General features: G+C 40.7%; 23 protein-coding genes and 1 pseudogene. 20 read left to right on the forward strand and 4 right to left on the reverse strand.

Features of this window, described 5'->3' with window-relative positions:
* Window positions 1-28 precede the first annotated feature (28 nt).
* Both AOQ70_RS14395 and AOQ70_RS14400 read left to right on the forward strand, forming a co-directional pair.
* Window positions 29-1,207, forward strand: a complete 1,179-nt coding sequence (locus AOQ70_RS14395) for an N-acetyldiaminopimelate deacetylase (RefSeq protein ID WP_059376977.1) — start codon at window positions 29-31, stop codon at window positions 1,205-1,207.
* Window positions 1,208-1,257: 50 nt separating this feature from the next.
* Window positions 1,258-1,500, forward strand: coding sequence for a YkuS family protein (locus AOQ70_RS14400; RefSeq protein ID WP_024424725.1), 243 nt, complete (start codon window positions 1,258-1,260; stop codon window positions 1,498-1,500).
* A gap of 22 nt (window positions 1,501-1,522) precedes the next feature.
* On the opposite strand, the gene AOQ70_RS14405 is transcribed toward AOQ70_RS14400, so the two are convergent.
* The gene (locus AOQ70_RS14405) at window positions 1,523-2,332 is read right to left on the reverse strand and encodes a mechanosensitive ion channel family protein (RefSeq protein ID WP_024424726.1); all 810 of its coding nucleotides are present in this window, start codon (window positions 2,330-2,332) and stop codon (window positions 1,523-1,525) included.
* Between the two features lie 271 nt (window positions 2,333-2,603).
* Between AOQ70_RS14405 and ahpA the strand changes: the two genes are divergently transcribed.
* From ahpA to rok, 3 genes are all read left to right on the forward strand, one after another.
* The gene (gene ahpA / locus AOQ70_RS14410) at window positions 2,604-3,146 is read left to right on the forward strand and encodes a biofilm-specific peroxidase AhpA (RefSeq protein WP_003211758.1); all 543 of its coding nucleotides are present in this window, start codon (window positions 2,604-2,606) and stop codon (window positions 3,144-3,146) included.
* An 82-nt stretch (window positions 3,147-3,228) separates the two neighbouring features.
* Entirely contained in the window at window positions 3,229-3,687 is a 459-nt protein-coding gene (locus tag AOQ70_RS14415) for a TlpA family protein disulfide reductase (RefSeq protein ID WP_059376979.1), read from the forward strand.
* Between the two features lie 470 nt (window positions 3,688-4,157).
* Window positions 4,158-4,730 carry a transcriptional regulator Rok gene (gene rok / locus AOQ70_RS14420; protein ID WP_024426871.1) on the forward strand — a complete coding sequence of 191 codons (573 nt, stop codon included), beginning with the start codon at window positions 4,158-4,160 and terminating at the stop codon, window positions 4,728-4,730.
* Between the two features lie 48 nt (window positions 4,731-4,778).
* Here the strand turns inward: rok and AOQ70_RS14425 are convergent, their stop codons facing one another.
* Window positions 4,779-5,696 (reverse strand): hypothetical protein, encoded by a 918-nt coding sequence (locus AOQ70_RS14425; RefSeq protein WP_059376983.1) that lies wholly within the window; start codon window positions 5,694-5,696, stop codon window positions 4,779-4,781.
* An 84-nt stretch (window positions 5,697-5,780) separates the two neighbouring features.
* Between AOQ70_RS14425 and AOQ70_RS14430 the strand changes: the two are divergent.
* From AOQ70_RS14430 to moaD, 6 genes and pseudogenes are all read left to right on the forward strand, one after another.
* A pseudogene (locus AOQ70_RS14430) lies at window positions 5,781-6,361 on the forward strand (molybdenum cofactor guanylyltransferase).
* Window positions 6,362-6,392: 31 nt separating this feature from the next.
* Window positions 6,393-7,409, forward strand: a complete 1,017-nt coding sequence (locus AOQ70_RS14435; RefSeq protein WP_059376985.1) for a ThiF family adenylyltransferase — start codon at window positions 6,393-6,395, stop codon at window positions 7,407-7,409.
* 9 nt (window positions 7,410-7,418) lie between these two features.
* On the forward strand, window positions 7,419-8,696 hold the full coding sequence (locus AOQ70_RS14440; protein WP_059376987.1) for a molybdopterin molybdotransferase MoeA: 1,278 nt from the start codon (window positions 7,419-7,421) through the stop codon (window positions 8,694-8,696).
* Complete coding sequence (gene mobB, locus AOQ70_RS14445) at window positions 8,678-9,202, forward strand: molybdopterin-guanine dinucleotide biosynthesis protein B (RefSeq protein WP_059377108.1); 525 nt, start codon at window positions 8,678-8,680, stop codon at window positions 9,200-9,202. Before AOQ70_RS14440 ends, mobB begins: the two co-directional genes overlap by 19 nt.
* Window positions 9,199-9,690 carry a molybdenum cofactor biosynthesis protein MoaE gene (locus tag AOQ70_RS14450; RefSeq protein WP_058837772.1) on the forward strand — a complete coding sequence of 164 codons (492 nt, stop codon included), beginning with the start codon at window positions 9,199-9,201 and terminating at the stop codon, window positions 9,688-9,690. The genes mobB and AOQ70_RS14450 overlap by 4 nt, the downstream gene beginning before the upstream one ends.
* Window positions 9,683-9,916 (forward strand): molybdopterin converting factor subunit 1, encoded by a 234-nt coding sequence (gene moaD / locus AOQ70_RS14455; protein ID WP_039178180.1) that lies wholly within the window; start codon window positions 9,683-9,685, stop codon window positions 9,914-9,916. Before AOQ70_RS14450 ends, moaD begins: the two co-directional genes overlap by 8 nt.
* 47 nt (window positions 9,917-9,963) lie before the next feature.
* On the opposite strand, the gene AOQ70_RS14460 is transcribed toward moaD, so the two are convergent.
* Window positions 9,964-10,341 (reverse strand): Rok-like winged helix domain-containing protein, encoded by a 378-nt coding sequence (locus AOQ70_RS14460; protein WP_034281609.1) that lies wholly within the window; start codon window positions 10,339-10,341, stop codon window positions 9,964-9,966.
* Window positions 10,342-10,858: 517 nt separating this feature from the next.
* Here AOQ70_RS14460 and AOQ70_RS14465 point away from each other — a divergent pair.
* From AOQ70_RS14465 to lepB, 8 genes are all read left to right on the forward strand, one after another.
* Complete coding sequence (locus tag AOQ70_RS14465) at window positions 10,859-11,485, forward strand: YIP1 family protein (RefSeq protein ID WP_059376990.1); 627 nt, start codon at window positions 10,859-10,861, stop codon at window positions 11,483-11,485.
* A 9-nt stretch (window positions 11,486-11,494) separates the two neighbouring features.
* A complete protein-coding gene (locus tag AOQ70_RS14470; RefSeq protein ID WP_059376992.1) occupies window positions 11,495-12,592 on the forward strand; it encodes an efflux RND transporter periplasmic adaptor subunit in 1,098 nt (365 codons plus the stop codon).
* Complete coding sequence (locus AOQ70_RS14475; protein ID WP_047203695.1) at window positions 12,589-13,290, forward strand: ABC transporter ATP-binding protein; 702 nt, start codon at window positions 12,589-12,591, stop codon at window positions 13,288-13,290. The genes AOQ70_RS14470 and AOQ70_RS14475 overlap by 4 nt, the downstream gene beginning before the upstream one ends.
* Window positions 13,277-14,470: an ABC transporter permease gene (locus AOQ70_RS14480; protein ID WP_059376994.1), complete on the forward strand. Its 1,194-nt coding sequence runs from the start codon at window positions 13,277-13,279 to the stop codon at window positions 14,468-14,470. Before AOQ70_RS14475 ends, AOQ70_RS14480 begins: the two co-directional genes overlap by 14 nt.
* A gap of 317 nt (window positions 14,471-14,787) precedes the next feature.
* Window positions 14,788-15,543, forward strand: a complete 756-nt coding sequence (locus tag AOQ70_RS14485; RefSeq protein WP_039178192.1) for a DeoR/GlpR family DNA-binding transcription regulator — start codon at window positions 14,788-14,790, stop codon at window positions 15,541-15,543.
* A complete protein-coding gene (pfkB, locus tag AOQ70_RS14490; RefSeq protein WP_059376998.1) occupies window positions 15,540-16,451 on the forward strand; it encodes a 1-phosphofructokinase in 912 nt (303 codons plus the stop codon). Before AOQ70_RS14485 ends, pfkB begins: the two co-directional genes overlap by 4 nt.
* 13 nt (window positions 16,452-16,464) lie before the next feature.
* Complete coding sequence (locus tag AOQ70_RS14495; protein ID WP_059377000.1) at window positions 16,465-18,357, forward strand: PTS fructose transporter subunit IIABC; 1,893 nt, start codon at window positions 16,465-16,467, stop codon at window positions 18,355-18,357.
* A 211-nt stretch (window positions 18,358-18,568) separates the two neighbouring features.
* Window positions 18,569-19,141, forward strand: coding sequence for a signal peptidase I (gene lepB, locus AOQ70_RS14500; RefSeq protein WP_029706712.1), 573 nt, complete (start codon window positions 18,569-18,571; stop codon window positions 19,139-19,141).
* Between the two features lie 64 nt (window positions 19,142-19,205).
* On the opposite strand, the gene AOQ70_RS14505 is transcribed toward lepB, so the two are convergent.
* A complete protein-coding gene (locus AOQ70_RS14505; protein ID WP_041084975.1) occupies window positions 19,206-19,481 on the reverse strand; it encodes a hypothetical protein in 276 nt (91 codons plus the stop codon).
* Between the two features lie 143 nt (window positions 19,482-19,624).
* Here AOQ70_RS14505 and AOQ70_RS14510 point away from each other — a divergent pair, with 143 nt between their 5' ends.
* Complete coding sequence (locus AOQ70_RS14510) at window positions 19,625-21,244, forward strand: ABC-F family ATP-binding cassette domain-containing protein (protein ID WP_039178203.1); 1,620 nt, start codon at window positions 19,625-19,627, stop codon at window positions 21,242-21,244.
* The last annotated feature ends 103 nt before the right edge of the window (window positions 21,245-21,347 follow it).

Raw genomic sequence — 21,347 nt, forward strand, 5'->3', positions numbered from 1 at the left:
TAATTCGCAGCTGAAGACAAAGACGTGGATGAGATATCCACGTCTTATTCGTATAGAAGAAAGGAAGCGAGTTCACTTGTTAAATCGTGAGCAATTAATATCCATTCGAAGAGATTTACACCAAATCCCTGAGCTTGGTTTCCAAGAATTTAAAACACAAGCGTATCTTATTCAGCATTTGGACACCTATTCAAAAGATCGAGTTGAGATTGAAACATGGCGAACTGGGCTTTTTGTAAAAGTGAAAGGGACAAATCCAACGCGTTTATTTGCTTATCGTGCAGATATGGACGGCCTGTCTATACCAGAGGAAACAGGGTATCCATTTGAATCTGTGCATGAAGGGAAGATGCATGCATGTGGACATGACCTTCATATGACCATTGCACTTGGTATCATCGATCATTTCGTTCATGAACCGATCAAAGAAGACGTATTATTTATCTTCCAGCCGGCAGAAGAAGGTCCAGGCGGTGCCGAACCAATGCTTACAAGTGATGTTCTCAAAAAATGGACGCCAGACTTTATTACAGCGCTGCATATCGCACCTGAATATCCTGTTGGAACAATTGCTACAAAGCCTGGTTTGTTATTTGCCAATACGAGTGAGCTTGTGATTGAGCTTGAAGGAAAAGGCGGACACGCTGCATATCCTCATTTAGCAAATGATATGGTTGTTGCTGCAAGTGCTCTTGTAGGTCAGTTGCAATCGGTGATTTCGCGTAATGTTGATCCCCTTGATAGTGCGGTCATTACAGTGGGCACGATTACCGGAGGAACGGCTCAAAATATTATTGCGCAGCATGCAAAGCTTGACGGTACCATTCGCACACTTTCGCCAGAGTCTATGGACAAGGTGAGAAAGCGAATTGAGGCATTGGCAAAAGGAATTGAAATTGGCTACGAATGCAAAGCAACTGTTCGTTACCCTTCGTCTTATTACGAAGTGGACAATTCAAAGGATTTGACAGAGGAATTTATGTCATATGTAGCCGAAGAAGGACTTGCGAATGTGATTGAATGCAGAGAAGCCATGACAGGAGAAGATTTTGGCTACATGCTGAAAAAATATCCCGGCTTCATGTTTTGGTTAGGGGTCGATTCAGAATACGGCCTGCATCATGCAAAGCTCCAGCCGGATGAAAACGCGATTGAAACAGCTGTGAATGTCATGACGGCTTATTTTAAAAAGCAAGCTGGTGAATGAATAATCGAGCTGCCTCCTGTACACCTTATGAACAGGAGGTGTTCTTGATTATGACAAGAATTGGTGTAGAACAATCTTTATCCGATGTAGAAGAACTATTGAAGCAAAAAGGGTATGATGTCGTACGTATTCAAAATGAACAGCAAATGGATCAGTGTGACTGTTATGTCGTCACAGGATTAGATTCAAATGTTCTTGGCATTTCAGACACAACAACAAAGGCATCTGTTATTACAGCATCAGGTATGACGGCTGATGAAATTTGCCAAGAAGTAGAACAGCGTGTTCAATAAAACAAGAAAAAGAACCGGTAGATTATGATCCCGGTTCTTTTTGCTCTTTTTCTATATCGAGTACTTCTTTCATTTTTTTGCGCAAGATTCGTTCTACCCGCCATTGCTCCATTGTTTCGGTTTTCGCTATGATGCGTAGCACAAGGGAAGAAGAACCGAACGCCTCCACGCCGACAACTTGAGGACCTTCGATAATTTGAGGAGTTTCCTCCCGCACCTCATCACAGGCAGCTTGAAGGGCTGTGATCATCTGATCCACATTTTCATCCGGAGACAGCTCAATATCAACGAGTGCCTGCATCGTCCCTCTTGAATGATTGCTCACATTCAGTATGCTGCGATTAGGAATGAAATGAAGGGTGCCGTCAAAGCTTCGAAGCTGCGTGGTTCTTAGTCCAATTTGTTCGACAATCCCATCAAATCCAGCGACCGTTATATATTCTCCTACATCAAATTGTTTTTCCAATAGTATAAAGAATCCGGTCACAATATCACTCACTAACCCTTGAGCGCCAAAACCGATCGCAAGTCCTACAACGCCTGCACCTGCCAGCAAAGCTGTCGGGTTATAATGAAATAAGTCGAGGATCATCACAACTAGAATAAAAATCAATAAGTAGGCGAAAATATTTAACGTCAGACTTTGCAGCGTCTGAGCTCTTGATAAAGAGACTTCATGCTTTTCAGCGAATGTGGAATAGGCTCGCTTAATCATCTTGTTTCCTATGGCTCTGATGATAAAGTAAATAGCAAAAATGGCGACTAGTTTTAGCAAAATCATACTGCTATTGAGGATAATGGAAACCCAATCTACTTGTTGAAATGCTCTCATGATCTTCAAAACCTTTCTATGTATGCTCTAAAAGAGAAGCTAATCATTTGTTCCCTTTTGCAAGTCATGTTAAACTTTTGATAGGTGAAGCAGGAATTGTGACAAATCGTTAATTAAATTTATTATTAATTAATATTGACTAAAAATCGCATAAGTATTATAATTGTAATTGTGAAGTTATTAACTAAATGAGAATTTTAAGTTTTGATTCTCATTTTATATACAGCTAAGAAGACTGTATAAAGATATTATTTTTTGGAGGGATTTACATATGGCAGAGCGTTTTGTAGGAAAACAAGCTCCACGTTTTGAAATGGAAGCAGTACTTGCTAACAAGGAATTTGGTAAAGTAAGTTTAGAGGAAAACATGAAGAATGACAAATGGACAGTTCTTTTCTTCTATCCAATGGATTTCACATTTGTTTGCCCAACTGAAATTACAGCAATGAGCGATCGTTATGACGAGTTCGAAGATTTAGATGCAGAAATCATCGGTGTATCTACTGATACAATCCACACGCATCTTGCTTGGATCAATACAGACCGTAAAGACAATGGTCTAGGTGAATTAAAATACCCGTTAGCTGCTGATACTAACCACACAGTATCTAGAGAATACGGCGTTTTAATTGAAGAAGAAGGAATTGCTCTTCGCGGTTTATTCATCATTAACCCAGAAGGCGAACTTCAATACCAAACAGTATTCCACAACAATATCGGTCGTGATGTAGATGAGACATTACGTGTTCTTCAAGCATTACAAACTGGTGGACTTTGCCCAGCGAACTGGAAACCTGGTCAAAAAACACTTTAATTGATAACTGAAGAAACAGGAGGGTCTAACTGATGTTAGACCTTTTTGTTTCGACACATACAATGGATGGAGGCGCTTCATAATGAAATTACGTCAACCAATGCCAGAACTAACTGGTGCAAAAGAGTGGTTAAATGGAGAAGTAACAAAAGAAAATTTGATTGGTGACAAACCAACATTGATTCATTTCTGGTCAGTCAGCTGTCATCTTTGTAAAGAGGCAATGCCTCAAGTCAATCAATTCCGTGATGAGTACAAGGATCAACTAAACGTTGTAGCAGTTCATATGCCTCGTTCAGAAGATGACCTAGATCTAGAAAAAATCAAAGAAGTTGCGAAAGAGCATGAAATCACGCAGCCAATCTTTGTGGACAGTGATCATCACCTAACAGAAGCCTTTGAAAACGAATATGTACCTGCATATTATGTATTTGATAAAACAGGTGCTTTGCGTCACTTCCAAGCCGGCGGAAGCGGAATGAAAATGCTTGAAAAACGTGTCAATCGAGTGCTTTCTGAGTCTGAAAAGGCTGCAGAATAGGCTTTCCCCCATAAATGGGGGTTTTTTCATGGGCAAAAACAGGCGGCGTATTGCACTGGACGAGTTTATTATTCCTAAGAAAAGAGAAAATGAGGGAGTTTATTAAAAAATATCCCTGAAACAAAAAGGTATAACGACCTATTTACATTTTTGTTTTGAAATGAAATTGTAAAGATTTTAACTTTTTACTATTCAGAACGTTTTTGCACAAAAGAAATTTCAGTTAGGTAAATAACTATATAAATCAAGTAGTATAAGCGTTTATTCAATTTTTTTACAATATTTTAAGGTTTGTCAAAAGCCTATGGTGTCAATGAAATGGGTGCCGATTTTTCCTCCTTGGCAAAATTTTAGTTGAAAATACCTATCTGTTAGCAAACTGTAAAATGATAAAAAAATAGTTGATAAAATTAGTTTTCTAATCTAATATTTACTATAGAATATTTTTTATATGATGAGGGGGAAATCCATTGTTTAATGAGAGGGAAGCGTTACGTTTACGATTGGAACAATTAAACGAGGCAGAAGTAAAGGTCATCCGTGAATATCAAATTGAGCGCGATGCGATTTATGCAAAATTAAGAGAATTAGACCGTCAAGGAACAGGTCTAGTGTCAGATACAAAAAAAGAAGTACGTACAGAAAGAAAGACAGATTCACTGCCTGTATTAGCTGAGCTTGCTGCGCAAGAAATGAGAAGCTACCAGCAGCCGGCACAACCACAATCATCATCTTTAGGAACAGGACAGCTAAACGGTGCACCTGTAGGTATTCCTGAAGGATCGACAAGACGCAGAAGAGGCACAGCTCGTCCTGGCTCAAAGGCAGCGAAGCTTCGTGAAGCTGCGATTAAAACGTTAAAACGTCATAATGCAGCGATTAAAAGCTCAGAACTTCAAAAAGAGATAGAAAAAGAGAGCGGTCTTGAAATCCCAAATATGACAACGTTTATGCAAAGCTTAATTAAAATGTATCCTGAAGTGAAGAAGCCTTATCGCGGACAGTATATTTTAGAAGGCGACATTCAAACAGAAGACGAATAAATAAAAAAAACTGCTGGGCGTCAAGCCAGCAGTTTTTTTATTCGAGAATTACTTCTTTTGATCAACTGTATAGACAATTTTGCGTTCCTTAGGCAGGTGATCACGCTGTTTTTTAAAGCCGTCGATTTTGACTGTCATGACTTCTCCATTACGCTGCACAGCATCGACTTGTTCCTGAAGTGTTTGAACTTGTTCGTTGAGTTTCTTCAAAATCGGTTCGATTTCTTCTGTCGTTTGCAGGATGCGGTCTCGTGAGAATGGCTGTGAATTTGTTTGTGCTGACTGGTCAATATCAGCAAAATGAGATGCGATCCATTCCTCGCTTTCTGCTAACTGTTTTTGATAGCTCGTGAGCGTTTCATAAAAAATCGCTTCTTTTGCTTTTTCAATTTGCAGTAATTTCTCCTGCGTTTCATAAAAACGCTCTTGAAGGTGTCTGACGCCTTCCTGTAATACATGGAGCTCTGCGTTTTTATCGCCCAAATTTTGCTGCAGCTTTTCAATCACTGCGGATAAAGTATTTCCTTTTTTCTCCTCTTTTGCAAGTCGTTTATCTTGATCTTCTATCTGTTCATTTAATTGTTGCGAGATTTCCTTATATTTGACAACTTTCAAATGCAGCCTGTGTTTTTCTTCGGTTTCTTTTCTTCTATGATAGGTTTCCTTTTGCAGCATCTCATGGAGAAGGACCATTTTATGTAACAATTCTGTTTTGCTGTAGGAGAGATCCTGTATTTTTGAGGCAGCATCATGTTGATCATTGGTTATTTCATCCAGTTGTTGTTTTAATTGCGTGTAATCCTTTTTCATCTCATGATATTCTTGAGTTAGCTTCTTATTTTTAGAATACGTATATGAGGACTGTAAATCAGAGATCATTTGTTGATATTTGGCAGTTTCAGCTTTTAAGTATAAATTTTCTTGAGATAGATCATGGAATAGGGGAGAAGCATGGCGCCTGTTCATCGATAGACCCTCCTTATTCATGTTACCAATAAAGTATGCGAAAGGAGTGCGATTAGAACAACCATATCAAAGGAGGATGAGAGGATGCACGTAGTGAATGTGATTTTAGCTGGAGGAGCTTCCAGACGTTTTGGAGAGCCAAAGGCAAGTCATATGTATCAAGGGAAACCATTATATGAGCATGTGAAAGAGCAGCTTTTAGACGGGCAGACTGTCATCATCAGTCATCCATCACTTCTTCCTTTTTTCAAAGCAAGAGGTGAACAAAGTGTGTGGTTAGATGATGAAGAGGTGCGCGGATGCGGACCGCTTGCCGGCATATATACAGCGATGCAAAAGCAAGAAGCAGAATGGTATTTAGTGACGGCATGTGACATGCCTTTCATACGGAAGAAAACGGCGGAAGTATTATCGTCCTATTGCAGTGAGCACGCAGATGCCATCATCCCGCTTGTTCAGGCAGATTACAGCCTTTATTTGCACTTTATCACCGCCGCTCTCTGCCGTTTATTCGCTCGTGCTTAAAAGAGAATCAATTAGCCATTAAAGATTTGCTTCAAAAGCTTCATGTGCGTATCGTTTCAGAGGAAGAACTGAACGTGACATCAAACGAATTTCGTAATATTAATAAAAGAAGCGATTTACCTGAAAACGGTATGATATGATACATAAAAAAACGGTGAGGAGAGAACAGCATTGAATGACCGATATTCAAGACAAATCTTGTTCCCTCCGGTTGGGGAAAAAGGGCAGCATGCGCTGGCTGAAAGTCATGTGCTGATCGTTGGAGCCGGTGCACTTGGTACAGCTTCTGCGGAAGGGCTTGTCCGGTCTGGCATCGGTACGCTTACGATTGTCGATCGTGATTATGTGGAATTTACAAATTTACAGCGGCAACAGCTCTACACGGAACATGATGCAAAGGCACATGTACCAAAAGCAGCTGCGGCAAAAAAACGTCTCGAGCAGATCAATCATGAAGTGACCATACACGCTCTGATTGAAGATGCAGGGGCGGAGCTGTTAAGGCCGTTATTCCAGAGAGCAGATATCGTCATTGATGCAACAGATAATTTTGAGACAAGAATGGTGATGAATGACTTATCACTAGAAACAAAGACGCCGTGGATATATGGTGCTTGTGTGAGCAGTCAGGGGATGTATATGACCATATTGCCGGATAAAACGCCATGTTTATCATGTGTGTTCACGGCAATGCCTGTTGGCGGCTTGACGTGTGATACAGCGGGGATTATTTCACCTGCTGTTCAAATGGTTTCTGCTTATCAGCAAACAGAGGCACTAAAATATTTAACAGGGCATGAAGATCAAATCGAGCGGAAATTTGTCACGTTTGATCTTTGGCAGTCCACATCATTTAAAATGGATTTATCTCTAACTAAAGAGAAGAACTGTCCAACTTGCGGCATCGCAAGAACCTATCCTTATTTACATGATCAGCGTAAAAAATCGACGGTCCTTTGCGGACGTGACACCGTTCAAATTGTTTCAAAGGATTTAGCAAAACTCTCATTTCAGCATATGAAAGAGCGGCTCTCATCTATTTGTGAGGTGGAAGTAAACGACTTCTTAATCCATGTACGCTACGAAAATTACCGGATGGTCTGTTTCAAAGGAGGACGTGCATTAATCCATGGAACAAATGATGAAAAAGAAGCCAATTCATTACTAGCAAGACTGCTAGGGATATAGGAGTGAAGTGTGATGGAAAGACGGCAGCCAATACCAGTAGAAGAGGCCATAAAGAAAGTTCACCAATACGAAAAACATGGAGAAATAGAATGGGTCCCTTTAAAGGATAGCCTTGGAAGGTTTATTGCAGAAGATATTTTGGCAGACCATGATGTTCCGGCATTTGATCGTTCTCCGTATGATGGATTTGCGCTTCGGGCAGAAGATACAAAAGAAGCGTCAAGTGCGCATCCAGTTGAATTCGAGGTCATTGATCATATTGGTGCAGGAATGGTCTCAGCAAAAACCATCGGTCCCTTTCAGGCCATCCGTATTATGACAGGGGCAAAAATTCCAAATGGAGCAAATGTCGTCATCATGATCGAGCTGACGAAGACTTTCAAAAAAGACGGCAAATCATTCATGTCACTGAAAAGAACGCTGAAAAAGGGAGACAATATTTCTCGTCAAGGAGAAGAGGTTCTCAAAGGAAACGTGATGGTCAAAAAAGGAACAGCTGTCACTTCTGGCGTCACGGCTCTTTTGGCGACATTTGGATATGCGGTAGTGCCAGTTGTCAAAAAACCGGTGATTGGCATTATCTCTACGGGCACAGAGCTTCTTCAAGTAAGTGATGCCATGGTAGACGGCAAGATTAGAAATAGTAATCTGAGTATGGTCTATGCGCAGGTACTTGAGGCCGGAGCTGATCCGCTAGATTTAGGCGGAGTCTCCGATGATTTTGACAAAAGTTATCATGCAGTAAAAGAAGCCATGAGCAAGGTAGACATTCTGATTACAACAGGCGGTGTGTCTGTGGGTGATTTTGACTTTCTGCCTGCCATTTATGAAAAGCTGGGAGCCAAGGTACTGTTTAATAAAGTAGCCATGAGACCTGGAAGTGTGACGACTGTGGCTGCAATGCCGAATGGTCAATTGCTGTTTGGGCTGTCTGGAAACCCTGCTGCCTGTTTTGTGGGCTTTGAATTATTTGTGAAACCGACCATTTATAAATGGTATATGAAAGAAAATCCGTTTCCCGCTTTTGCAGAGGCGAAACTCACACATGATTTTCCAAAAGCCAATCCGTTTACTCGTTTTGTCAGGGCGGCTCTTCAATTCACTGGGAGTCAGATCAGTGTGACTCCGACAGGTCTTGATAAATCAAGTGCAGTGACCTCTATTGCAGAGGCTGACTGTTTCATCATGCTGCCTGGGGGAACAAGAGGTTTTCAAGCAGGTGATCAAGTTGATGTTCTGCTGTTTCAGCACAAAGGCGGTGGGTCTCCATGCTGGATGACAAATTAATCATATTACAGGTGGTCGGTTTTCAAAATAGCGGCAAGACCACATTGATTGAAAAGCTCTGTCAGCTGGCCGAACGTGAAGGACTGAAGCTGGGTTGCTTTAAACACCATGGACATGGCGGGACACCAGATCGTCTTTTCAAAGAAAAAGATACTGATCGATATATTCAGGCAGGTGCCTATGCCGCAGGTGTGGAAGGAGAAGGTGAGTTTCACTTTTCGATGCAGGACTTCACGTTAGAACAGCTGCTCAACATGTGTCAGCATCTCCCGTTAGACGCTGTTCTCATAGAGGGGTACAAACAGGCGCCTTATCGCAAAATCGTTTGTGTAAAGAATGAAGAGGAGCTTATTGACCTTTCCGCTCTTTCCAATATACAAGCAGCTATTTATTTTTCTCAAGAAGATCAATTAACCGAAAATTACCCGTTTCCTGTGTTTTCAGCTTTTGATAAGCGCGGGATGACATTTGCTTTTCACTTATTGAAGGGAGGCGGCACGTTTTGAGCGAACTTTTTAAAATAACAAAAACCCCGATTGAGGTAAACGAATTGATTCAGCATGTGACAAGACGAAAGGCAGGGGCGATTACGACGTTTATCGGGACGGTCAGAGAATGGACAAACGGCAAGAAAACTTTGCGTTTAACCTACGAAGCATACATACCAATGGCGGAAAGCATGCTAAGGCAGATTGGACAAGAAATCAAGAATCGATGGCCTGACACTGAAGCAGCGATTGTGCACCGGATTGGAACACTTGAGATAACGGATATTGCTGTTGCGATCGCCGTTTCGTCTCCTCATAGGAAGGCTGCCTACGAAGCCAATGAATATGCCATTGAACGAATCAAGGAAATCGTTCCCATTTGGAAAAAAGAATATTGGGAAGACGGAGAGGCCTGGATAGGCGATCAGCTTGAAACGGTTTCATATCCAGAAGGTAAACCTAGCAATCTTCAACTTGCAGAGAAAGAAGGTGATCAGCATGATTAATGTATTATTGTTCGCCGGCCTTGCTGAGAAGGCCGGTAAACAACAAATCATCATTCAAAAAGATCAAACAACGGTTGATGAGATTAAAATAGAATTACAGGAGGTATATGGTGTTGATGCTGCACAAAACGTAATGGTTGCAGTCAACGAAATATATACGAGGGAAAATGCTGAAGTGCGTAGCGGGGACACTGTTGCACTCATTCCTCCTGTAAGTGGTGGATAATAGATATTAGAGGATTTGGTTATGGCCACTCGGCTGTAACCAATTTTTTATGTGTGAAAAGTTTGTAGAGGTACTTGGGTGTGATCTTCGTAAATAAAACATCCCCTTCTTGCTTTAGAAATGTGAGGATCGAGCTGCTGAATGAGATCATACAATTCGCTGATTCGTCTCACATTGAAATCTGTTTGGGCTTGAAGCTGTTCTTTTAATTCTTTTGTGCTCACAATGCTTCCCTTTTTCTCTTTAATAATATCTACACATCTTGCAGCGTAGTATATTTTGTCATTAGAAGGTCTGCTTTCTTTCATATCAAGTAATTTGAGCTCATGATAAATCGATTCTCTTTCCTTTCGAAAGTATTGCCATGCTTCTTGTTCCTTTTCATACAGTAAAATCAATTGCATTTTCAATTTTTCTCTTAACATTCACTTGACTCCATTTCCACTATCATTTAACCTACCTCTATTTTACATTATATGAAAAAATAACTTTTGATCAAGTAAAATCCCTTTATTTTTAATTTTTTAATATGAAAGTATTGATACTAAAGACTTATTTGTTCTGTAAAAGAAACCAATCATAGTCCTATAAAGCCGGGATTTGTCGAAATTACTAGGATTATTTTAACAAAAAATTGTTGTGTCTATCTAAGACCATGCGAATCCAAAAGAAAAGGATATTTATTCCGAAAGACATATTGTTTACTTAATAAAATGTTTTTAGGTCAGTAAAAGCACGATTCTTGGTATGAATATGGTCGGATCATGAGGTCATTTGAAGGGTTTCTTTCGTGAAAATAGAATAATAGATAAAATTTTTTCTCAACGAAAATAAGAAAATCAAATGTTCGATCACTTATTGGCAATCTTTTGATAAAATAGAAAGAAAAAGAGCGTTATTGTGCGTTTGCATACTTGCTTGACATAGAGAGGATGACATTTGATGAAAGAAAACATGGAAAAACCTACGATCATTGGAGTGAGTACAAGACCATCAGAGCACCTGAAAAGAGTATGGGAAAATCCAGTTGTTTGGTGGCCTTTATCTTGTGTGCTTATTTTAACAGTCGTTGTGACTTATTTGTCTGAGCTCGTAAATAAGGGAATGTGGGCAGATTTAAGTTTGCCGGTACCTGTTGTTTATGTGGTGACGCTCATTGGTCTCGTATTTGGAATTGTCATCAATGCGGCTATATATAAGTTCATCGTTTTTTTAGCGAAAGGTGATGCATCATTTCGGCAGCTTTTTTCAGCGGTCCTGTTCATTACACCCGTTACGATCATTGGGACAATTATTTCTCATTTGGCAGTCATCCTTTTTCATGTTCCAAAAGACATCACGGTTACCTCGTTAAACGCGCTCATTCGAATTTCTGGTCCATGGCAGGCGGTGTTAGCCAATATCGATCTATTTGTGATCTGGAATCTTGTTTTAACTGGCTTTTTATTCATCCAAGTTGGGCGTATATCACCGAGAATTTCTTGGGTGATTATAGGCGTTTTTTATATCTTATCGTTAATTTTTCAATATGTAGGAACAGCAATTAACATATCAGTAAGCTGGGGGTAGAAGGTTTTTATGAGAAAGAAAATCATCATCGGATCTATTTTAATTATTGTGATTGGACTATTTATTGGATTTAATATTGCGAAAAACCAAGCAAAGCCTGTTTCTACAGCAGCGATTAAAACAGTCAAACTCACGCCAAAAGAAATCACATCTACCGTGATGACACCGGGGACACTTTCATTCTCTGAAGAGCAGTTCATCTATGAAGAAGAGGAAAAGGGGAAATTGAAGGGAATTGCTGTGAAAGAAGGGGAAAAGGTAAAGGCTGGAACGCCGCTTCTTACATATGAAAATAAGGAACTGGAGCTTGAGGAGCAGCAGCAAGCACTAGTCGTTGAATCAAGTACATTAAAACTGGAACAATTGCAAAATCGGCTGAGTGAATTAGATGAGAAAAAAGCAGGCGCTAATATCAAAAGCGAGCGAGATCAGCTTCAATTAGAACTGAAAGCGGCTGAATTAGAACAAAAGCAAGCAGAGATCAGCCAAGAAAAAGTAAAGGCGCAAATAGAAGACTTAACCGTACATAGTAAAATTGATGGAACAGTGATTTCCATTGAGCAAGAGACCGGGGCAGGGGGGCCGGAAGAAAGGCAGCCGATCATCCATATTGGTCATGAGAAAAAAATGATCGTGCGGGGTTTGATCTCAGAGTATGATGCCATAAAAATCAAAAAGAAACAAAAAGTGAAGGTAACGTCTGATGTCATTCGCGGGAAGAGCTGGCAAGGAGTCGTGAAAAAAGTAGGCGCTGTTCCTGTCCAGACAGCAGCCGAAACAACTTCGAGCGACCAAACGGTTCAATATCCTGTTGAAGTAGAAATAAAGGGAAAGAAACCTGAGGCGAAGCCTGGTTTTAAAATGATCATGGAAATTCAAACAGATAAGCGCCAAGCGCAAACAATTCCTGAAACAGCGGTAAAAAAAGAGACTGATGGACAATACGTTTATGTTGTTCGAAAAAATGAACTGAAAAAAGTAAAAGTGGTCATAGGGGAAACGTCAGGTCATGATCTTGAAGTGACAAAAGGTGTCAAGGCAGAGGATCAAATCATTGCTCATCCAACAGATGACATGTATGACGGAATGGAAGTGAATGCTGAATGATTCAGCTTTCCAACGTGACAAAAAGCTATGAGGTCGCACACGAAACATTTGATGTATTAAGTGATATGAATCTTGTCATTGAAAAAGGCGAGTATATGTCCATTATGGGCCCGTCCGGCTCTGGAAAGTCAACGTTAATGAATATTATTGGCTGTTTAGACCGCCCAACGAGAGGACAATATCATTTTCAAGGTACAGAGCTGTCAGCAGCAAAGGATCAGGAGCTTGCGGTCATTCGAAATCAATCCATTGGATTTGTTTTTCAGCAATTTCATCTGCTGCCAAGGTTAAATGCGAGGCGCAATGTGGAACTGCCGATGATTTACGCTGGGATCAGTCAAAAGGAAAGAAAAGAACGTGCGGAATTGGCACTTGAGAAGGTTGGTTTGGCAGATCGAATGAAACATATGCCAAGTGAGTTGTCAGGAGGACAAAAGCAAAGGGTGGCAATTGCACGAGCGATTGTCAATAAGCCTCAGCTGATTTTAGCAGATGAACCGACTGGTGCTCTCGACTCAAAAACAAGCATCTCAATTATGGAACAGTTTACACAGCTGAATGAGGAAGGGACAACGATTGTGCTTGTCACCCATGAAGAAGAAATTGCTGCGTATACAAATCGGACTGTCGTTGTGAGAGATGGACGGCTTGTTGAAGATAGATGGATACAAGGGGACGCTATGAATGAAACTCTTTGAAAATATCAAAATAGCGCTGAATTCGGTTTTAGCTCATAAATTACGTTCTATTTTAACGATGCTTGGGATTATTATTGGTGTTGGATCAGTCATTGCAGTCGTGGCGATCGGTCAAGGCGGTGAGCAAATGTTAAAAGGATCAATTTCAGGTCCAAACAATACCATTGATATGACATATACGCCTTCTGACGAAGAATTAAATGCAAATCCAAATGCCTTATTCGAAGCCGCATTTACTGAGGAAGACATAAAAAGCATTCGGACAATCAACGGGGTGAAGCAGGTCGCCTCCTCGACTGCACAAGGAATGCAGCTGAGGTTTCAAGATACGACAGTTGATGCGACAGTTAACGGTATAAATGAAGGGTATACAAATGTACATTCATTACAAATCGCAGAAGGACAGGATTTAAGAGATATTGATTTTAGAAGCGGCAGAAGAGCTGCTCTTATCTCAGATGGCTTACAAAAAGAACTATTCAACGGACAAAAGGCATTAGGCGAACTGATTTGGATGAACGGACAGCCAGTTGAAGTCATCGGTGTGTTAGCAAAACAAAAAGGGATGTTTTCATTTGATATGAATGAAATCTATGTCCCATTTGCGATGCTCACCTCCACATTTGGTATGAGTGAATATGATAAGTTGTCTATTCAAGTCGCACATGCTGATCAAATGAAGGAAGTAGGAAAGAGCGCGGCTGCCATATTAAATGAAAATCATCAGACAGAAGATGCTTACGAAATGATCAATATGGAAGAAATCGCAGAAGGGATTGGTCAAATAACATCCGTTATGACAACGATCATTGGCTCAATAGCCGGGATCTCTTTACTTGTGGGCGGAATCGGTGTGATGAATATTATGCTCGTTTCTGTGACAGAGAGGACAAGAGAAATCGGTATTCGAAAGGCGATGGGAGCAACAAGGGCTCAAATCCTCGTCCAGTTTTTAATTGAGTCTGTCGTTTTAACACTGATTGGCGGGTTGATGGGGATTGCACTTGGTTTAGGCGGAGCTTCGTTAGTATCACTATTTGCCGGCTGGCCGTCTCTTGTATCTTGGCAAGTAGTATGTGGAGGCGTACTGTTTAGTATGCTCATTGGTATTGTTTTTGGGTTAATTCCTGCGAATAAAGCAGCGAGACTAGACCCTATTGAATCGCTCAGGTATGAATAATGCGGAGAGGAAAAAAGCATACAAACAGTTTACATTCGCCTTCATTACCCATCAAAAGCTTTTATGCAAATCGCATAAAAGCTTTTTTTAGTTCCATTGAATGAAATAAAAAATGATAGAAATGCTAATATCATGACTTCATCTTATTGTCACATATTTTTCAGTTTACAAATGGTACATATAAAGGTAAGATGACCATGGTGAAAGATTTTGATAGTTATTGAATGTATTTGATTGTTTTGTATTGATAATGTTGAAAAAAGCGATTACAATAAAGGTGCGCGCAAAATGAATACGTTTTCAAAAGGGGTGTTCGCATGTTAACACCGGAAAGACATCAACTCATAATCGACAGCTTGGAAGAAAATGATGTCATTAAAATACAGGACTTAACGATGATGACGGATGCGTCTGAATCTACAATTAGAAGAGATTTATCAGCCCTTGAAGAAAAAGGATTTCTTAAAAGGGTTCATGGAGGAGCAGCCAAGATTTCGAGTATTCGCCTTGAACCAGATGTATTTGAGAAATCTGCCAAAAACCTTCAAGAAAAGTCATTGGTAGCAGAGGCGGCGGCATCTCTTTTAAAACAGGGCGACTGTATTTATTTAGATGCTGGTACAACCACACAGCAAATGATTGAATATATCGATCCAGATCAAGATATTGTCGTGGTGACAAACGGTGTGATGCACATTGAAGCCCTCATGAGAAAAGGCATTACCTTTTACTTGATAGGCGGATCAGTGAAACATCGAACAGGAGCCATGGTTGGAGCCGCAGCTTTAACAGCGATGGAAAATTATCGTTTTGACAAAAGCTTTGTTGGGACAAACGGCATTCATCCCGAGGCGGGTTTTACAACACCTGATCCAGAGGAAGCACTCATGAAAAAAAGAGCCATGAAACAGGCGAAAAAAACCTATATCTTATCAGATGCCTCAAAGTTTGGCGAAATATCGTTTTCAACCTTTGCTAGTTTACAGGAAGCCACCATTATCACAAACGACGCAAAAGAAGATTCATTCGATAATTACCATGAAAAAACGGTTATAAAGGTAGTGAAAACATGATTTATACAGTTACTTTAAACCCATCAGTTGATTACATCGTACACGTGGAGGATTTTGCAGTCGGCGGTTTAAATCGTTCAACCTATGATCAAAAATATCCAGGTGGTAAAGGAATCAATGTCTCAAGGCTATTAAAACGTCATGGTGTTGAATCGAAAGCACTTGGATTCATTGGTGGATTTACAGGCAAATATATTCAAAATTTTTTACAGAACGAACAATTACAAACAGCCTTTCACGAGGTGTCAGAAGATACAAGGATCAATGTAAAACTAAAAACAGGTGAAGAGACAGAAATCAACGGACTCGGCCCATCTATTACTGAAGCGCAATTTGAGTCGTTTCTATCTCAATTTTCTTCATTGACTGAAGGAGATGTCGTTGTTTTAGCTGGCAGCATTCCTTCATCATTACCTCATAACACATATGAGCGTATTGCTGAAGTTTGCCAGGAGCAAGGTGTAAGAGTTGTTCTTGATATTTCTGGCGAAGCGTTAAAAAAAGCAGCAGACATGAAACCGTTCTTAATGAAGCCAAATCATCATGAACTGGGTGAAATGTTTGAGACGAGTATTTCATCAGCAGCAGAAGCCATTCCTTATGGGAAAAAGCTGTTAGAACAAGGTGCTGAGCATGTCATCGTCTCCATGGCTGGTGATGGCGCCCTCTTATTCAGTAAAGAAGGAATCTATCAGTCCAATGTTCCAAAAGGAACGCTCGTTAATTCAGTTGGAGCAGGGGATTCAGTCGTTGCAGGGTTTTTAGCCGGCGTTTCAAAAGGCCTTTCAATTGAAGAGTCATTTAAGCTTGGTGTCACTTCAGGAAGCGCTACAGCCTTTTCTGAGGAGCTTGGCACAAAAGAGCTTGTCGACACACTATTACCACAAGTAAAAGTCACACGCATTTAAAGGAGGAGTCATCATGAAAATTACAGAACTACTCACGAAGCATACCATTAAGCTTCAATTAGACAGCCAGCAGAAAGAAGCAGTCATTGAAGAGCTTGTCACTGTTTTAGATACAGCAGGCAAGTTAAATGATAAAGAGGGCTATAAAGAAGCTGTGATTAATCGTGAAAAACAGAGCTCTACTGGTATTGGTGAAGGAATTGCCATCCCGCACGCTAAAACAGCAAGTGTAAAAGAGCCTGCCATTGCATTTGGCCGCTCAACTGCTGGTGTAGAGTATGAATCACTAGACGCCCAGCCGAGTCATCTTGTCTTTATGATTGCCGCAACTGAAGGCGCAAACAACACGCACTTAGAGGCGCTTTCTCGTTTATCTACACTTCTTATGCGTGAAGAAATTCGAAAGCAGCTTCTTGAAGCGGCGACTGAAGATGAAATCATTGAGATCATCAATACACATGATCAAGATGATGAAGAAGAAGAGGAAGTTCAAGAAGAGCCAGCTGCAGAAGGAAAACCTGCTAAAATTTTAGCGGTAACAGCTTGCCCAACCGGCATTGCACATACATTTATGGCAGCAGATGCTTTGAAAGAAAAAGCAAAAGAAATGGGCGTTGACATTAAAGTTGAAACAAACGGCTCTGGCGGTATTAAACATGCCCTTACAGCAAAAGAAATTGAAGAAGCACCAGCCATCATTGTGGCAGCGGACAAGCAAGTTGAAATGGAACGCTTTAAAGGCAAACATGTCATTGAAGTCCCTGTAACAGCTGGTATTCGCCGTCCGCAGGAATTAATTGAAAAAGCCATCAATCAAGATGCGCCGATTTATAAAGGTTCAGGCGGCAGTTCTTCTAAAGACGAAACTGAATCATCTGGCAAAGGAAGAAGCGGATTTTACAAGCACTTAATGAGTGGTGTAAGTAACATGCTTCCATTTGTTGTCGGAGGCGGTATATTAGTTGCGATTTCATTCTTCTGGGGAATTAACTCAGCAGATCCTAAGGACCCTTCATTTAATTCATTTGCAGCTGTCTTAAAAGGAATTGGCGGCGATAATGCGCTTGCCTTAATCGTTGCGGTATTAGCTGGATTTATTGCCATGAGTATTGCAGATCGTCCAGGTTTTGCGCCAGGTATGGTCGGTGGATTTATGGCGTCAGCAGCAGGTGCAGGGTTCTTAGGTGGACTGATTGCTGGTTTCCTAGCAGGTTACATTGTTGTACTGCTCAAAAAAGTATTCACATTCGTACCGCAGACACTCGACGGGATTAAACCGGTTCTGCTGTATCCATTGTTCGGTATTTTCTTTACAGGCATTATCATGCATTATATTGTCAACACACCAGTGAAAATGGTGATGGACGGATTAACACATTGGCTTGAATCATTAGGTACTGGAAACCTTGTTTTAATGGGGATTATTTTAGCTGGTATGATGGCAATTGATATGGGTGGCCCAATTAACAAAGCGGCTTACACATTTGGTCTTGCAATGATTGCTGCTGGCAACTATGCACCGCATGCTGCAATTATGGCAGGCGGAATGGTTCCACCACTAGGTATTGCACTTGCAACAACGATCTTTAGAAATAAGTTCTCAAAACGTGACCGTGAAGCAGGGGTTACATGCTACTTCATGGGAGCAGCCTTCATCACTGAAGGGGCGATCCCATTTGCGGCGGCAGATCCTCTTCGTGTGATTCCTTCAGCTGTTATTGGTGCAGCAGTTGCTGGTGGATTAACGGAATTCTTTAGAGTGACGCTTCCTGCACCGCATGGCGGACTATTTGTTTTCTGGGTAACAAATCATCCAGTTCTTTACATCATCAGCATCTTAATCGGTGCCGTTGTGACAGCGATTTTACTGGGTATTTTGAAAAAACCGGTTCAACAAGAAGCGTAATGCAGAAGAGAAGCATCGTGAAAAACGGTGCTTCTTTTTGTTTAATCATCAGTGAATTAGGAAAAAATATCTAATTAGATGGTTGTCTTGTGAATTTTTAAATGACATATGATAAAGTAAAGTTATTCAATTCACGTTTCAAGTCTTTTAGCAGAAAGTCTTAGGAGGAAGCAGTATTTTGAACGAAGAAAACAAACAAAACGAAAATGAAATTCAATCTGATGCGAAGCAAGCCAAAACAGAGAAGAAAAGTTCACTGTTTGAATGGATCAAAGCCATTTTAATTGCACTTGCGCTCGTCTTGCTCATCCGTACATTTATATTTGAACCGTATGTGGTGGAAGGAGAGTCAATGGAACCGACACTTCATGACGGGGAAAAGCTGTTTGTCAACAAAACCATTAACTATCTCGGTGGTGTGAAACGCGGTGACATCGTGATTATTAATGGAAAAGATGGACAGAAGATTCATTATGTCAAACGATTGATCGGCCTTCCAGGTGATACGATTGAAATGAAGGATGATACGCTTTACATTAATGGTAAAAAAGTAGATGAGCCTTATTTAAAAGAGAACAAGGCGCATGCGAAAGAGTATGAAGTGCATTTAACTGGAGATTTTGGTCCAGTGAAAGTACCGAAAAACGATTACTTTGTGATGGGGGACAACAGACTCAATTCCATGGACAGCAGAAATGGACTTGGCCTCATTGAAAAGGATCGGGTTGTCGGGACATCAGAATTTGTTTTCTTCCCGTTTGGCGACATTCGACAGACAAAATAAAAGCACCTTCTCAGAGGCAAGAGAAAGGTGCTTGAACGAGCGACCCTTACAGAAGGGTCGTTTTTTAATTTGGCGTGAGCACTGTAACAATGATCACAATGGCTAGTACCGAAGCGAACACAGATCCGGTAATGGCTAAAACGGATCGAAACAATCCGATTTTTTGGTTTTCTTTTCCACGCTTTTGTAAAAAGCGTTTGGAAAAGATGTGGACCAGTGTGTAAATGAGGACAAGCCCAATATAAAGGCCAAAGTCCTTCGCATTAAAGCCTGTTGCAGATAAATAAATGCCCATAAAGAAAATCAATAAACAGTATTCCATCAGTGTGAGTAATCTCAAATCGCCCGAACTCCTTCAATCAATCATTCCCGTTTATTATACCATAATGGACAAAAAGCCTTCGTTCTTAGCGAGAGACGTTTCTATCAAACGTTATTCATGTTATACTTCATAATGATGAATGAGTGATGGAGGATTAATAAATGATTGCAGTAAATAATGTTAGTTTGCGCTTTGCTGATCGTAAACTATTTGAAGAAGTAAATATTAAATTCACTCCTGGCAACTGCTACGGATTAATTGGTGCCAATGGAGCTGGTAAATCAACGTTCCTAAAGATTCTTTCCGGAGAAATTGAGGCTCAAACGGGTGATGTTCATATGAGCCCTGGTGAGCGTTTAGCGATTTTAAAACAGAACCACTTTGAATACGAAGAGTTTGAAGTGCTGAAAGTCGTCATCATGGGTCACAAACGTTTATATGACGTGATGCAGGAGAAAGATGCGATCTATATGAAACCTGATTTCTCAGATGAAGACGGGATTCGTGCAGCCGAGCTTGAAGGTGAGTTTGCTGAATTAAACGGATGGGAAGCTGAAAGTGAAGCAGCGATCCTATTAAAGGGTCTTGGCATTCCAGAAAGCCTTCAATCGAAGAAAATGTCTGAGCTTGGCGGTTCTGAAAAGGTAAAAGTACTTTTAGCTCAAGCTTTATTTGGCAAGCCTGACGTTCTTCTTCTCGATGAGCCGACGAACCACTTGGACTTACAAGCAATCCAGTGGCTCGAAGAGTTCCTCATTAACTTTGAAAATACCGTCATCGTTGTTTCGCATGATCGTCATTTCTTAAACAAAGTATGTACACATATTGCGGACCTTGATTTCGGAAAAATCCAAGTATACGTCGGTAACTATGACTTTTGGTATGAGTCCAGCCAGTTAGCGCTGAAACTAAGCCAAGAAGCAAATAAGAAAAAAGAAGAACAAATTAAGCAGCTTCAAGAATTCGTTGCCCGGTTTAGTGCGAACGCTTCTAAATCGAAGCAAGCGACATCAAGAAAGAAATTGCTTGATAAAATCTCTTTAGACGACATTAAGCCGTCTTCACGTAAATATCCGTATGTTCATTTTGCGCCAGAGCGCGAAATCGGAAATGATGTCCTTCAAGTAGAAGGTCTATCAAAAACAATTGACGGTGTGAAAGTGCTTGATAATGTCAGCTTTATTATGAACCGCGAAGATAAAATTGCGTTCTTAAGCCGTAATGAGCTTGCTGTGTCCACTTTATTTAAGATCCTTGCTGGTGAAATGGAGCCAGACAGCGGATCATTTAAATGGGGTGTCACAACGTCACAAGCCTTTTTCCCGAAAGACAATAGTGAATATTTTGAAGGAAACGATGTTGATCTCGTTGATTGGCTTCGTCAATATTCTCCGAATGATCAAAGTGAGAGCTTCCTGCGTGGTTTCTTAGGACGTATGCTTTTCTCTGGGGAAGAAGTGAAGAAAAAAGCAAGTGTCTTATCAGGAGGAGAAAAGGTTCGTTGTATGTTATCAAAAATGATGCTGTCTGGAGCGAATATTTTGCTGCTGGATGAGCCAACGAACCACTTAGACCTAGAATCCATTACAGCGCTGAATAACGGCCTCATGAGCTTTAAAGGAGCAATGCTCTTCTCATCTCATGACCATCAGTTTGTTGAAACAGTCGCAAACCGAATTATCGAAGTGACGCCAAATGGCATCGTCGATAAACAAACAACATATGATGAGTTCTTATCAGATCAAGACATCCAAAAAAGACTTCAAGAGCTTTACGCATAACAAAGAAAAGACATCCTATGGATGTCTCAGCATGTAGACAAACCCTCGCATTCGGTGTCAGGTCTGCGCGCCGGTACTCACGAATGTCAAATTCGCTCCGTTC

The organism is Bacillus sp. AM 13(2015), assembly GCF_001518755.1.
Lineage (GTDB): Bacteria > Bacillota > Bacilli > Bacillales > Bacillaceae > Bacillus > Bacillus safensis.